Raw genomic sequence first — 15,848 nt, 5'->3', positions numbered from 1 at the left:
ATGAAGGTTTTAAGTAAAAAACTTGTTTAAACTTAACCACAAACGGAGGTTCGACGTAGTCAAAAGAAGCAAAAGCTATTTGCATAGATGTTATGAAATAATAAAAGCTCTCAAAAGAATAAAAATCAAAGATTTTTAAAGGCTTATGTGAACTTCTATGCGCAAAGTATTTAAACTTAAAAATCACTAAAGTGTTTAAAATAAAGCTTTTGTGACTTTTGTGGTTTAAAAAATAGCTTCAGCTATGTCCTTAATAATTCTTAACCCCTTAAAAGATCTTAATGGTTCAGAGAAAATGTCAATCAATAATTAGTTTTTGAACCCCATAAAAAAATACAAACAATGAAAAAGATACAAACAGATTTTGATACCCGGTTTCGGGCAGGCAAGAAGCGCTCCGGGTTGCAGCTAATGGAAACTTTCTTTCAGTTCAATGAGCTGGATGTTTCCAAGGAAAAACTAAGCAACATTATGAATTATGCAGTAAAGAGGAATAGCTGGATCAATGAAGATCCGGCGGTCATCTTTCAGTTTCATCAGTCGATGAGGTCGTTGATCCGGGCAGGCTATCTCATCATGCTGAAGGAAAAGAAATGGACGGTCGATACCCGGCCGGAAAAGATTTCCCCGTGGGTTCTTGGACTGCTTTCGGAGAAGGAATACCGGAATCCTCTGCTGGTTTTCAAAAAAGCATTCAGAGAATACACCCTCAAAGAATTTGATTATTTTATGTCCGGAATCGTCTATTTCTCAATGGGCGTCTATGAAAATATGCCGGAAAGGAATATCGTTATGCCTTACATTCACACGGTGAAAATGCTGGATGCTGCACACCTTATTCTTCAAAGAAGGAGGGAAAAGAAGACGGCTGATTGATCAAAGTGAGCAAAGCACTGCAGCTTCATTGGTGGCTAAACGTACTGCCAAAACGTCCGCTTCATCGAATCAACAAAGTTGGTTCTGTTCTTTGCCCTCCGAAATCAGCAGTATCAAAATAAAAGCCTTTGCGTGAATTAAAAATAATGCCCAGCAAATTTCTTGTATTATTGGTTCCCACAGATCTTGTGGATATTTTCTCTCGCGGATTGTGCAGATGACGCGGATTTTTTTAAACCTAACAGGTCTCAAAAGACCTGTTAGGTTTTCTCTTCTCATTCATAATAAAAGCTTTACGTTCGTCTTTTTAATCAAAAAATAATTTCAAATATGATCTATTGAGCAATGAGAGTAGAATTAACATTTTTATAAATACAATCAGGCACATCCGGGTATAGCATGCCATAATTTTTTCTATATTTAGAAGAAGTATATTAAAGACAATGCCAATAAACCAAATACCTCCGGACGGAGGCATGTTATATAAAGAAACAGATATGACTCAGTTTTTCCCTGAGCCATTTAATGCAGTAACTGCTCTGTTATTTTTAGCCTTAGCCATTTTTTGGACCATTAAAATGAAGGGTAACTTTAAAGAATATCCTTTTTTAACTTACTGCTTAGTTTTATTATATATTGGTGCCATAGGGGGAACTGTTTACCATTCATTCAGACAATGGCCGGTATTTATCATGATGGATTGGATGCCCATTATGTTGCTCTGTTTATCTGCCGGATTTTATTTTGTAGCTCAGAGCACCAGATGGTACTATGCTGTTGTAATGGTTCTTGTATACCTAATGCTCATGTTGGCTTTAAGAAATTGGATTTTGGCAGATAATACTTCTCTCTTTATCAACATAAATTATGCAATCATGGCTTCATTTGTCCTTTTCTCGGTAGTACGTTATTTGATTTATACCCAATGGAAAGCCGGCAAATGGGTAGGCTTTGCTTTATTGTCGTTTGCGCTCGCACTTACTTTCCGCATCATTGATAAACGGGAATGGTTGAGTTTCGGAACGCACTTTTTATGGCATACTTTCGGGGCGGCAGCCACATTTTGTATGTTTAATTATATTTATCTTACACGGAATACCATTAGAAAAACATAAGTAGTTTTTGTTTTCTTTGAAACTCTAATTTATAGATAAAGTCTGTTTAAACTTAACCACAAAAGTCACAAAAGATTTTTAAACACTTAAGCTATTTAAGTTATATACTTTGTGAATAAGAAGTACACTAAAGTTTTTTGAAAATCAAAGATTTTCATCTTATGTGAACTTAATTATGCGGTATTCCTTTAAACTTTCTAAAATGTACTAAAGTGTTTAAAAAATAAAATCTTTTGTGCCTTTTATGGTTTAATAAAAAATTAAACAGTTTTTTTGTGAAATTCACAGTCTCATTCTTTTAAGGTTGAAAGAAAGATGATTTACTTATATTTGTCCTGCAAAGCAAATTCAAATGTTCAAAAAAGTAAGCACTGTATTTATTCTTGGCTTTTATACGGTTTTTTGTTCGGCCCAGCAGGTTCGGCCCTCAAAATCATCTGAAATTTACCGTGAACTCAAAACACTTAAACACCTGCCTAAAGTTTTATACCTTGCGGCTCATCCCGATGATGAAAACACCGGATTACTCTCCTGGTTAATCAACGACCAAAATGTAGAAACGGGCTATTTGTCTTTAACCAGAGGTGATGGTGGGCAGAATTTATTAGGCACTGAGCAGGGGGCCGCATTGGGTTTAATCAGAACACATGAGCTTTTAGAAGCAAGAAAATTAGACGGCGCCCAACAGTTTTTTACCCGTGCGATTGATTTCGGGTTCTCTAAAAATACGACTGATACCTTTAAACAATGGGATGCAGATAGCATTACAGCGGATGTAGTTTGGGTCATCCGTAAATTCCGTCCTGATATTATCATTTGTCGTTTTCCTCCTACTGCTGCGGCAGGTCACGGACAACATGCGGCTTCGGCCGTGGTGGCGGAAAAAGCTTTTAAGCTGGCGGGCGATAAAACTGCTTTCCCAGATCAACTAAAATATGTTAATGTATGGCAACCAAAACGTGTATTATGGAATACTTTCCGGTTTGGCGGAGTCAATACAACAGCTGAAAATCAACTGAAAGTTACCGTTGGGCAATATGATGCGCAACTGGGAATGGGCTATGGTGAACTGGCAGGATTAAGCAGAAGTTTACATAAAAGCCAGGGTGCGGGAACACAGTCTGTAGCCGGCATCAGAACTGAATATTTTGCCCATGTTATTGGTGAGCCTGCAAAAACAACACTTTTCGATGGCGTATTTAAAACCTGGACTTCACAAGGAAGTGCTGATATTGACCAGTCATTGGATAAAATTATTTCTGCTTTCAATTTCAATAATCCGGACCTTAGCTTGCCTGCTTTGCTTGCTTTGCGAAAAAAGGTAATGGCACTCAAAGATGGAGACCTGAAAAAGGATAAACTTAAATCTCTTGATCATATCATTTTAAGCTGTGCCGGTTTTATGGGTGAGGTGGTTACCAATCAGGCTGAAGCTGTTGCCGGGGATCATTACAATTTCAGGTTAAATTTAATTTCAAGAACTGTAAATCCTGTCGTTTTAGAAAACGTTAAATGGTTAAGTCAATCAGAAAGCTTCAACAGAAAACTGTCAAAAGATTCTTTAATTACCATTCAGCATGATATTCAGATTCCTGCTGATGCAGCGCTCACAGAACCTTACTGGTTGGCAAAACCAGCCAAGGACGCAGCCACTTTTTCTGTTCCGAATGATACTTTAACCGGTTTGCCTGAGGCAGAATCACCACTGAATGTTTTGCTTGGTTTAAAAATAGGTTCGGAAAAGTTTAAGGTTAAGCTTCCTTTATCTTTCAAGAAATTAGACCCTGTGCGTGGTGATGTGGTTGAAGCCTTGCGCATTGTTCCTGCATTGGAACTGAAATTCACCCAACCGCTTTATGTGGTCAAGGAAAATGAAGATTTACATTTGAGTTTAAATGTTAAGGTTAATTCCAACAAACAGTTCAAAAATAAGGGTGTCTTAAACCTGATGTATAACGGGGAACGATTAGGGGGCGCTGATTTAAGTTCGCTCAATGGGAATGATTTTACTGTCGACTACGTTATTCCAAAAACTAAGCTTGCCACAATACATTCGGCTCGTTTGCAATTGGATGCCAATTTTGTTGCAGACGGAGTCACTTATAATAAAAAACAGGTATTAATTCAATATCCGCATTTACCTTCCTTACAATATTTTACGCCTGCATCTGTAACCGTAATGAAAGGCGATATTCAGGTGAAGGTTAAAAAAGTAGGTTACATAGAAGGCGCGGGCGATTTCATTCCTGAGTTCCTACGCATTGCAGGTATTCAGGTGGATGTTTTGAAAGACGAAGATTTTTATGGCAACTTAAATGAATCTGCTGGAAACGGCAGTCAAAACAAGCTGTCGCAATATGATGCCATTGTATTGGGTGTTCGTGCCAATAACACGGAGAAAAAGCTGGGTCGCTGGATGCCTTTTCTATGGTCTTATGTAAAAGCCGGCGGTAATCTGGTGATGCAGTATAACACCAACCAGGATACAACCGTTGACCAATTGGGAATGTACAGTTTCAGTATTGCCAATAAGCGTGTTACTGAAGAAAATGCTGCGGTTACCTTTTTAAATCCCAATCATAAATTACTTAACTTTCCGAACAAAATTACTGCGGATGATTTTAAAGACTGGGTACAGGAGCGCGGTGCCTATTTCCCTGCTCAATGGGATGCAGCGTATGAACCGCTTTTTGAAATGCACGATACAGGTGAGGAGCCTCTGCAGGGATCAACTTTATGTGCCAAATATGGGAAGGGTAATTTTATTTACACACCGTTGGCATTTTTCAGACAGCTGCCTGCAGGAAATGTCGGGGCGGCACGTTTATTTTTAAACTTTTTATCTGCACAGAAAAACTAATGAACAAACCACTCAAAAACTGGACTACCTGGTACATATTACTAGCAGCTGCATTAGTATTGCAGATCGTATTTTATTATTTGTTTACTAAATTCTGGGCATGAGTACTATAGACTGGACTGTTCTCATTTTTACACTTGTTGCAGTGGTTGTTTACGGCGTATTTATCGGCCGTGGCCAAAAAAGCAACGAATCCTACCTGAAAGCAGATAATAAAATGCCCTGGTACATTGTGCTGATAGGGATTATGGCTACACAGGCAAGTGCCATTACTTTTCTTTCGGCACCGGGACAGGCTTATACAGACGGTATGCGTTTCGTTCAGTATTACTTTGGTTTGCCTTTGGCGATGATTGTTATCTGTATCACTTTCATCCCGATTTTTCAGCGCTTAAATGTGTACACCGCCTATGAATATCTGGAAAACCGTTTTGATAAAAAAACAAGGGTACTCACTTCTCTGCTTTTTCTTTTTTCCAGAGGCTTATCCACAGGAATCAGTATTTATGCTCCGAGTATCATCTTATCAAGCGTTTTAAACTGGAATATTTATTTGACTAATGTTTTAACGGGGGGCATTCTGTTGATTTATACCTATGTTGGCGGAGCAAAAGCGATCGCTCATACCCAAAAATTACAGTTTCTCATTATTCTGGGAACCATGGCTTTTGCCGGGTATCTGCTTATTCAGAATATGCCGAATGGAATTGGTTTTAACGATGCACTGTATCTGGCAGGGAAATCCGGAAAGCTCAATGTAATCACTACAGAATTCGATTGGAAAGATAAATACAATATCTGGAGCGGGCTGATCGGCGGTTTTTTTCTGGCGCTTTCTTACTTCGGTACAGACCAGAGTCAGGTCGGGAGGTATATTACTGCGAAAGACAATACCAATGCAAAAATGGGCCTGCTGTTGAACGGATTGGTTAAAATTCCTATGCAGTTTGCTATTCTTTTGATCGGTGCTTTGCTTTTTGCATTCTTTTCTCTAAAACCGGCTCCGATTTATTTTAACGAACGCTCGTATCAGCATTTAAAGGAAATAAAACCTGAACAGGCTGCGGTTTTTGAAAAAGAGCATCAGGATTTACAACTCAAATTTAATGCAGAATCGAAAGAAATTCTAAAGCTGAAAGAAACTCATTCTCCCCAACTTAAAGAAAGAATAGAGGATTTTAAAAATACACAAACTCAGGTAAAAGAACTTCACGGCAGGGTAGAAGAGGCAATCAATCATTCAAACTACAATGCGGAGAAAACGGATACCAATTACATTTTCCTGTATTTCGTGAAAAATACCTTGCCTGTAGGAATGATCGGTTTACTGTTTGCCGTTATTTTTCTGGCCAGCTGGGGGTCAATTTCCGCAGCGCTGAATTCCCTTGCTGCCTGCTCATTAAAAGATGTTCATTTGATATTCAGCAAAGAAATTCCTGATGAAAAAACCGAATTGAAGTACAGTCGCCTGCACACCTTAGCGTGGGGTATTTTCTCAATCGGTGTTGCCATGTTTGCCACCCAGATGGGCTCCCTTATTGAAGCGGTTAATGTATTGGGTTCTCTTTTCTACGGCCCGATCTTGGGAATTTTTCTTGTCGCATTTTATTATAAAAAAGTTAACGGGGCGATTGTATTTATTTCTGCAATTTTATCAGAAATTACGGTTATTGCCGTTTATCAGTTCGATATCATTTCCTTCCTTTGGCTTAATGTTATTGGGGCAGCAGCAGTTATTATATTTTCTGCAATCGGATTACTGTTTTATAAGCCGAAAGCAGTAAATTCGTAAGCAAATAAACAATCAAACAAAAATATTATTATGAAAGCAATGATCAAAACTGCTACCGTACTTGTAGCTGCAATGACAATTTCAGTGAATGCCTTTGCGCAGGAAGCTAAAAAACCAGCAAGTCCTCCGGCTACTGCTACAGGAAAAATTAAAGATGCTACCATTACCATAGCCTATAGCAGTCCTTCTGTTAAAGGGCGTACCATCTGGGGTGGTCTGGAAGCTTATGATAAAGTCTGGCGTGCAGGTGCCAATGAAGCAACTACTTTCGAAACGGATAAAGACATTACCGTTCAGGGTAAAAAGCTTCCTGCAGGTAAATACAGCTTTTTCTTAATCCCTAAACAAAGTGGAACCTGGACTGCGATTTTTAACAAAGAGCCAAAACAATGGGGCGCTTATAAGTACGAAGAAGGAAAAGATGCTTTACGTGTTGATGTAAAAACCAAGGCTTTATCAGCAACACAGGAAACTTTAGTGTATAAAATAAACAATAACGGATTCACAATGGATTGGGATAAAATCTCAGTTCCTGTAGAGATCAAATAAATTTGAATATCAGAAATTAAAATCCCGGTTAACCCGGGATTTAGATAAAAGTTTTAATAGGCTGTATATGAGCTTGCTAATATTCGAATCATCCTCTTTAAATAGTATAGAACGTCTATTTTAATCATCTACAATTTACTGCCATGATTCAGGTTAAGTTATATTTCAAGAAATCTGAATCATAACTGTTAATGTAGCTTTTTGCCGTTTTGGCTTATTTTATGATCTGTATAATAATTGCCATTACCAAAAAAATCTTTTTAAGGTAACGTGAATGATATTGGCTGTTGAATCCTTTTCATTTAATTATTTTTTTAGAAGATATATTGTTGTTATTTAGATAGTAGGTGATTTGGTTCGAATCTTTTGACTATGAGCATTAGCTTTTAGTAACTTAGAAAAAGTTACAATTTGAATATAATAGAGTTGGCAATTTGCCAACTCTATTTTGTTTTATCCAAAATTTTGGATGATATTTTAAGATATTTATCCATAGATTTTTGACTGTTAAAGTAACCCTGGTGCCCACAAGTTAAATAGTTCGTCACACTAAAAATATTTTTTTCCATTTAGAAACTGAGTTTCTGCTTAGGTTGAAATGTATTGCTACTTGTTTATTGTTGAGCTTCTTTTTTTTCTGATAATCTAAGATTTGCAAAATATCCGATTTGCTATAGGAGCGGTATTTCTGATTTATTTTCTTAGAATCTGCGTTAAGTTGACCAAAGATTTTCTGATTAAGTGCAAGGATATCTATGGCAGCCAAATGCTTTTTCTCGATGAGTGGCAGGCATTCCTCCATTTTATGCGGAAATTTCTGATGCAGAATGTCTCTGTAGATAGCTTTGTAGTCTGGTTTGGTATTCGTATTTTGATTCATTTTAATATAAGATTAGTTGCTATTAAAGTTTGTCCGGCAGCTGTTAGAGTAAATTCAGAGTTCTAGTATTTCATATATTTTTATGAAACCTTATCTATAAGTATATAGCCTTGCTATTGTGGAAAAACAGATAAGGCTATCCGGTCACTATCTACTAGTGTATCCATTATTCTTGAGTTACCATATCGGGTTTTCTATCAAAGTACAATTTTATATGTAGTTCTTTTCCCAGCAGCTTTATCAGCTTCTATATTTGCTTATCCATTTGTGTAAAGTGGTTTTAGGGATTCTGTATTTTATCACAACCTCATCCTTTGTCATTTTGTTTGATTCTATCTGTTCTATCATAAAATCTATAACTTCTTTAGTATAAATATTTTTCCGGAATTTTGGGAGTGAAGACTTCTTAACTTTTATCTTATCATCTGCTGTTGTCTGTGGCGCATAGAAGATCAGATGTTGGGAATATAATCTGAAAAAATCATACTTCAGAAGCTTGCTCCACTTTAGCAGAATTTCAGAGTCAAGACTTTTAGCCTTATACATTTCTTCTGTTTCTTCTACGCTGCATTTCAAAAAATTGCAGATACGGGATGTTTCTACCCCGCTTTCTGCAACCCTCTCTATTAGTTTTTGTCCTATGTGAATATTTTTGAAGTTCATTTTTAAATTTTTTGCTTTGACACCTTTCTAGGTGCTCAAATTGACATTTAAAGTAAATCTATAATATAACTGCACAGACCAGTTTTCTGTACTGTTTGTAAATTATTAAGGCTTCCAGAAACTCCATACAGTACCATTATATATAGCAAGCTGTTTTTTCACAGTATCGTACGCCATCATTCCTGATGCCGGGTTGATGATATTTATATGAGGACTTGCAACCTGAGGCAGAATCATTGCTTTGTCTGCGTCAGTTAATACCAGAATACCATCTGTTGTATCAGTTGCCCCATTAACCCCGATAGCTGTTTTTGCCGTCGCTTTTTCTGTTTTATCCAATCCTTGTATAGACAGATCTGCTGCTCCGATAGTAGCTGCCGTGCTGTCGTCTTCGCTAAGGTTAACCCATACTCCTGAGCTTTTCAGGTATTTTACCTTATGATCTGTTGTGTCATAGATGATGCTTCCTTCTACCGTAATACCGGTTTTGTCGGTTATGTAGGGAAGGATAAAGCCTCTGTTTTCGGTATTGCCGAATTCTAAAGAAACCGAAGTATTAGCCACGCTCTGTTTTCCGATTGCGACTTGTGATTTTGCTGTTATACCAGCTAACATCAATGTAAATGTTGTTATTATGACTGCTTTCATTTTTGTAATGTTTTGTTTAATAGTTAGCAAACCGGCAATAGCTAATGTGAAATACTGCCGGTTGCCAACTAAAGATTAATTTTAATCCGGACAGGTCTGGGTGGAGATACAATGCCAGGCTTTAGAAGTATCACCCTCTTTCTGAGTATATATCTTCATACATTTATTGACAGTGTCATAAACCATCATACCTTCTACAAAGTTGGCAACCGGAATTCCGATAGGATTTCCTGATGCATTAAATGCTACTCTGTTTGGTACAAAACCTTTGGTTTTAGCTTCTAGTGCTAACCATCCACCTTTACGGGTCATAGGCCAATTATCACTGTCTGTCGCTCCAGCTCTGTTAAGAGCAGTGACACCTACTTTTGTATCTAATGAAGTACCAGCAGTTATTCCGGGCTTGTAGCAATGTCCCTGTAGTACCGGTGCTCCACAAAGGCTTATCTCTGGGGTGTCTGCAAAGTTATATTTATTCTCAATAGCATTTGTGCTTGTACCATCACCCATACTTCCATTAATCCTATGTCCCACATAGCCATATTTATTGCTGTTGTCCTTAAGGGTCATAGAGGTATGCCCGCCGGTTTCTACAGCAGTCACTTTGTCTGTCCAGTTCAGTTTTCCGATGTCGTAAGGAGCGGTGGCAAGAATACTGCCCGGCATCTCAGTAGGATGGATTGCAGCACCTGTTACTCCAAGCATATAACTATCATCAATTCCCCAAGCCCATAGTCTGCCGTCTGCCGTCAGCACATTGATAGAACCAAAACCATAATAGTCGTGTTCATTTGGACTTATCCAAACCACATTGGTCAGGTAATCTCCCGCCGATGCTGATTTCTGTACCTGTACCCAGACGTTGCTATTGGTCGTGTTAGTAAGATTACCGAGTTGTCTATTGCTATTTGTCCCTGTACTATAAACATTGCTATTAGTACCTAATATATAATAGGTAGTATTAGTACTACCGGTTGCCCCTATCATTTTTGGGGTCACACCCGCTGGTAAAGTCATTTGTGTTGCGAATGTTCTAGCTGCTTGAGGACTGCCATTCCCCAACCATGTGATATTCCCCCAGGTATATACCTCGCCAGTGGCAGTTAATGCCATTAACGTCTGAGAACCAGTTCCCCGTATAGTTACTACATTGTCGAGTGTAGTAGTAGCGTTAATATGTACCCGGTGCCATAGCTGTTGGTTTGCAGTGGTGCTTGGTGTACCATCAGCGTAAAGCAATGAACTTTGAGCCAATACCCAGGCTTCTCCGGAACAGGTGGTCAATGCCAATGTTTTGTAAGTACCAAACAACATTTTGACATCCCCCGGAGCCACCCCGTCAGGTAAACCGTCTGCCTTTGGTGCACCGCCATTTACTCCGTAAGTTCCTATACTTATCTTTTGAAAGGTGGTACTGCTTGTAAGGCCTGTCGAAATCAAAGTCCCTTGTTGTCCCCAAGCAAACAGACCGTCAGTGGTTAAAACGACACTTTGAGCAGTAGCCTGACTCGTGCTTCCGCTGGTAAATTTGAGGATATCGCCGGTAAGAGCCGGATAGTTGGTGCTGTTGACCTCAGTAGGAGTCAATACGTTAGCTGTACCATTGTTTGCCATTCTTTCACCCCATACCATCAGTGCTCCGGTAGATGCGTTGTGCATCATGGTGCTGTGGAAGGTGCTTACCATATTGTCATACTCAATAGTATTGGGGTTTGAAGTGTTTAAAAAGGTATTTGGATTACAATCGCCGGTAAAGCAATAATTGCCTAAAAGTCCTGCGAAGGTAAAATATTCTCCATCACTCAACGTGACGGTAGCGGTGTTGTAGTCTGTACCGTTGACGGTAACTGTACCAGTCATCGGGGTAAACGTGTCTCCGGTGTCGAAGGTTTCATTGGCAGATTGTACCAAATACAGATTGTCGATTCCTATAGGCCAAGCGACAGTAACATTATCTACCCCATTGGTATTTTGTACTTTCCAGATAGACTCAAAACGGTGGCTAACCTCACCATTAGAACCTGCTGTGTAAGCCAATGGTATTTTAAGCTTTTGCTCAAGACCATTATCTCCCGTCATCAGGTATTGCAGGTCAGTAGCTAAGCCTGTGCTGTTGGCTGCATTACTATCAGCAAAGCCTGTTGTAGAAATCACAAGCTTTTGTAGATTATTTACACTTCCTGCCTGCTTTTGGTGCAATGTTGTAAACTCGTCTTTTGCAATACCGAAGATATTGTTGTTATAGCCGGTATTAATGGTTCTGTCCCATACTACACTGCTGTTGGTCGCAAGGTAATTTTCATTTAATGTAACACCATTCTTTACAGCAAGATAAGAGTTTACTCTAGATTGCTCATTAGCTGTTAATGTACGGTTGTACCAAGCAATTTCCATAATATCACCAGGGAAAGGACCTGCAGAATCGTATGTGCCATGTCCTAATCTTAGGTTAGTACCATAAATCTGGAATTTATTCGCTGCGGCAAAACCTGAAAAAGATTCATAAGAACCATTTAGTCCTAATCTTTTTTCTCCTCCTGCTATCGTTGAAGTTCCTCCGTTTGCAGTGTTATTATTAGTTATTGCCGAATATACATTCGAAATCCCATTGTTGAAGGTCGTTGAAAAATCTGATGACGTTGTTGTCTGCCAGAATTCAAACTGTCTAGGTCTTCCTGCTGCGGTAATAGAAACCCCAGGTTCAGCACCATTGGAAGCATCGTTGTCAATTCCAATAATACGTCCTGCAGTAACAGAAGTAGGTCTTACGGCTGAGAAAATAGAAGTATTTGTATTAGGCAACTCTACATTCCCCAGCGGATTCATTGCTGAAGTATTATTATGGAAATACTTCGTGGCAGTATATCCTGTAGTGTACGGATAGAAGTTGTGGTTTCTATCTGCTGTAGACAGGGTAATTCCTCCTACATTCGGAATATTATCTGCATTAGGAGAATTATCTTTCCAAGCAGTAGAAATAGTTCCCGCATCATCTGATTTTACCCAGAAATCAGGACCTAAAACACCTCCCGGAGCCTGTGCAAAACCAGCAAACGTGAAGAATTGTCCGTTTGTTAAGGTTACATTTGCTGTGTTATACACTACACCATTTACAGTAACTTCTGTAAACATCGGTGTAAAAGTATCGGTTTCATCAAAAATAGCATCCGGTGATTGTACAAGGTATAAGTTTGTCACGCCTTTTGGCCATGCAACAGTTACAGTGCTTACACTGTTTGTATTTTGTACTTTCCAGATTGATTCGAAACGGTAGTTAGCTGTTCCGTTAGAACCGGTAGTGTAGCTCAATGGTGTTGTAAGACTTTGCTTCAAACCGTTATCTCCTGTCATTAGGAATTGTAAATCACTGGCTAAACCTGTAGTATTTGCAATATTGCTATCAGTAAATCCGGTAGTAGAAATTACAAGCTTCTGCCCGTTATTTGTACTTCCAGACTGTTTCTGGTGCAATGCTGTAATATTGTCTCTTGCAATACCAAAGATATTATTATTATAACCGGCATTATCTGTTCTGTCCCAAACTACACTGCTGGCTGTAGAAAGGTAATTTTCGTTTAATGTAGTACCATTCTTTACAGCAAGGTAAGAGTTTAGTCTTGATTGCTCGTTAGTTGTAAGTGCTCTTTTGAACCACACGACTTCCATAATGTCACCGGGAAAAGCACCTGGAGAATCCCAACCAGCATGACCTATTCTTAAGTGTTTTCCAAGAACATTAAAGGTATTTGTTGTGCTACCCAAATTAAAGACTTCATAGGTTCCGTCTAACCCAAGTCTTCTTTCTCCTCTTCCCGAATTAAGTGCTTGATCCTGAATTGCAGAGAATACTGAACTTTTATTTGCAGTAAACGCATTAGTGGCACTCATTGTGTTACTATTGGCTTGAGCTGAGCCATTTCCAAAATATTTGTATATATGAGGTCTTCCTGAATTAATAGAAATACCTGGTTCAGATGCATTCGTATCGTCATCGATTCCTGTAATACGACCTGTTCCATTCGCAGATGTTGGTCTTACTGCCGAGAAAACAGATACCGAGCTTCTCATTGACAGGTCCAAATAATTATTAGTCGTATTTAGTTCACTATTTGTATTATAAAAGAATTTTGAAGCAGAATATCCCGTCGTATAAGGATGGAAGTTGTGTGCTCTGTCTGCAGGAGCCAGTGTTATTCCTCCTACATTGGGGATATTGTCTGCATTGGCAGAATGGTCTTTCCATGCTGTGGCAATAGTTCCCGAATCATCCGATTTTACCCAGAAATCTGCTCCGGAAACTCCTCCTGCAATTGCATTTATAACATTTACCGTTAAGTCGCTTGTGTTGGTACAGGTACCCGTAGTCACTGTCCATCTGAAGATATAGGTCCCCGGAGAATTGAATCCTGTAACATTGGTATTGTATGCCGATGGTGTTGCAATAACCGGATCGGTAGCTCCCACAGGTTTTGACAATAGTGTCCATTCACCTGTAGCCACACCCGGATTGTTACCATTAAAATTTGTTTGGGAGGTTCCGATCAATGTTTGGGAAGACCCCGCATTAGCGCCTACCTGTGCTGATACGAATACTGAGAATTCACTTTCCAATTCAGCATTTGAGCAAGCATATTCTTTATCTAAGAATGCTCCTACACTTCCGGTATATGTGTCTGCTTTTATTTTAAATACATACTCACCCGGCATGTTAAGGTTGGAAATTGTTGTTGTTGCATTGGTAAATAATGTATTGTTATAAGGTTCCAATACAGGGTCTGCGGCTCCAGTAGGTTTTGATACCAATGTTATTCTGTAGCGGCCATCAAAATCCTGGAAATAGCTGCTGTTCACAATACCTTTGTACACATCAGGAAGCGGAACTGTCGCTGTTACGACACCTGATCCGGGGTAACATACTGTAGTGTTTGGTACTGTTACATCAGCACGGTTGCCATCAGATATGTGGATGTAATAAGATTGTGTAGCTGTGCATCCTCCATTACTTCTGCTTACAGTGAACCTGTATGTTCCCACTCTCCATCCACCGGAAGGTGGTGTTATGGTTGCACTTCGGGTAGCAGTTCCTGCACCTCCGTTTACTATGGAAGTAGCTCCCCCCGGTGGTAAAGTACCGATTGTAGATACATTTGTAGTTATTGTTGCAGGATTATCCGCAGGATCAATAGTATAATAAAATGTAATAGGTGTAGACAGCCCTGCGTAACCGCAATGAACTTCACCTCCTGAACCGCCACCGTCATAAATCATCATTTGCTCAGGTCTTGAAGGTGTCAGAAAACTTACCAGATTAGCCTGTGTTCCATTGAAAGTATAGGTGATTTCCGGTGTTGTGTAAGTCCCACTGGCATTCGTAACAGTCAAAGTAAATTTGTAAACTCCAACAACATTGACGCCGGTAAAATTTATATTATCATCATAAATATACAGATAATCAATATTTCCCCCTGCCGGTTGGCTGATAACGTTCATGGTAATGCTCGTGCCGAAGTTCCCCGAAGAGCCCGGCGTGAAAGAATACCCATGAGAGAACTTAGGTGATGTACTCTGAAGTGAAATAAAATGCCTTCCACCGCTGGAAACACATTTGGAAGTTGACACATTTGGAAGTATCTGTGGGTTGGGGATAAAACGTACAATAGCGGTATCTTCATACCAACAATTAGGATTGTTGACTGAAGTAATTCTTAAGGTTACCACATATGCGGGATCAATCTCGTGATTTGCTTTGTTAATAAGGCTAAAAGTTGTTGTAGCTGATGTTGTTGAGCTAAACTGAGAATTCTGATTAGTCTTTACGTTGCTTCGTTCCCATCTGTAGATATTGTAAGCACTCCATGATGCCGTATATCCATCAGGTACAACCCCGTTTAATGTAACGGTACCTGTTGTAGCATTCACATTGGTAATATCCGGTCCTGCAGTGAAAGATGAAACTTCACCGGGAGCCAAAATACTTACCTGCGATGTTACCGAACCACCCGGACTACAGTTTTGCTCTACCTGAAATACATAATTTCCAGGATATGTCATCCCTGTAACATTAGGTGTCAGGGAATTAACATTACTTATTGTGGGGTTAGGTGCACCAACCGGCTTGGAAACAAGTGTCCAAACCGGTGTTCCGTTCGTACTGCCAGATGAGCTTCCCTGCAAGGTATAGGACGTACCGCATATCGCGGTGTTCCCTCCTGCATTGACGTTGCACTGGGCGTAAATTATCATATTACCAAGAAAAAGTAATAAGAATAAAAAGAGATTTTTTGTGAGTTTCATAATTATTTTTTGCTTCTTTTTTCTCATCATACATTAGTTTTTAATTTTTGAAATGCCATCTTATATTGATTGTTTTGCCACTGGTCATTCTATGGAAAGCAAGACTCAATAATCAGTTTTTGCTCCCGAGGGACCACCCATGTGAGATATGATTACATTTTTTCATCATTT

Annotated in this window: 9 protein-coding genes; 5 read left to right on the top strand and 4 right to left on the bottom strand. The window is 39.2% G+C overall.

Features of this window, described 5'->3' with window-relative positions:
• Positions 1-342 precede the first annotated feature (342 nt).
• The 5 genes from DRF60_RS03685 (at position 343) to DRF60_RS03660 (ending at position 7,192) form a co-directional block, all read left to right on the top strand.
• On the top strand, positions 343-876 hold the full coding sequence (locus DRF60_RS03685) for a hypothetical protein (RefSeq protein WP_116010771.1): 534 nt from the start codon (positions 343-345) through the stop codon (positions 874-876).
• A 443-nt stretch (positions 877-1,319) separates the two neighbouring features.
• Complete coding sequence (locus DRF60_RS03675; RefSeq protein ID WP_116010769.1) at positions 1,320-1,991, top strand: hypothetical protein; 672 nt, start codon at positions 1,320-1,322, stop codon at positions 1,989-1,991.
• Positions 1,992-2,343: 352 nt separating this feature from the next.
• Positions 2,344-4,851, top strand: coding sequence for a PIG-L family deacetylase (locus DRF60_RS03670; protein ID WP_116010768.1), 2,508 nt, complete (start codon positions 2,344-2,346; stop codon positions 4,849-4,851).
• A gap of 100 nt (positions 4,852-4,951) precedes the next feature.
• Positions 4,952-6,643 (top strand): sodium:solute symporter, encoded by a 1,692-nt coding sequence (locus DRF60_RS03665; protein WP_116010767.1) that lies wholly within the window; start codon positions 4,952-4,954, stop codon positions 6,641-6,643.
• A 30-nt stretch (positions 6,644-6,673) separates the two neighbouring features.
• Positions 6,674-7,192 carry a DUF2911 domain-containing protein gene (locus DRF60_RS03660; RefSeq protein WP_116010766.1) on the top strand — a complete coding sequence of 173 codons (519 nt, stop codon included), beginning with the start codon at positions 6,674-6,676 and terminating at the stop codon, positions 7,190-7,192.
• A 544-nt stretch (positions 7,193-7,736) separates the two neighbouring features.
• On the opposite strand, the gene DRF60_RS03655 is transcribed toward DRF60_RS03660, so the two are convergent.
• From DRF60_RS03655 to DRF60_RS03640, 4 genes are all read right to left on the bottom strand, one after another.
• On the bottom strand, positions 7,737-8,072 hold the full coding sequence (locus tag DRF60_RS03655) for a helix-turn-helix domain-containing protein (protein WP_116010765.1): 336 nt from the start codon (positions 8,070-8,072) through the stop codon (positions 7,737-7,739).
• Between the two features lie 240 nt (positions 8,073-8,312).
• Positions 8,313-8,735: a transposase gene (locus tag DRF60_RS03650; RefSeq protein ID WP_116010764.1), complete on the bottom strand. Its 423-nt coding sequence runs from the start codon at positions 8,733-8,735 to the stop codon at positions 8,313-8,315.
• Between the two features lie 105 nt (positions 8,736-8,840).
• Positions 8,841-9,383 carry a hypothetical protein gene (locus tag DRF60_RS03645; protein WP_116010763.1) on the bottom strand — a complete coding sequence of 181 codons (543 nt, stop codon included), beginning with the start codon at positions 9,381-9,383 and terminating at the stop codon, positions 8,841-8,843.
• Positions 9,384-9,464: 81 nt separating this feature from the next.
• Entirely contained in the window at positions 9,465-15,677 is a 6,213-nt protein-coding gene (locus tag DRF60_RS03640) for an RCC1 domain-containing protein (RefSeq protein WP_123902624.1), read from the bottom strand.
• Between the last annotated feature and the right edge of the window lie 171 nt (positions 15,678-15,848).

The organism is Chryseobacterium elymi (genome assembly GCF_003385495.1).
In the GTDB taxonomy this organism is placed as follows: Bacteria; Bacteroidota; Bacteroidia; order Flavobacteriales; family Weeksellaceae; genus Chryseobacterium; species Chryseobacterium elymi.
The sequence above is the reverse complement of the archived record's forward strand: the minus strand, read 5'-3'. Positions and strand labels throughout refer to the sequence as shown.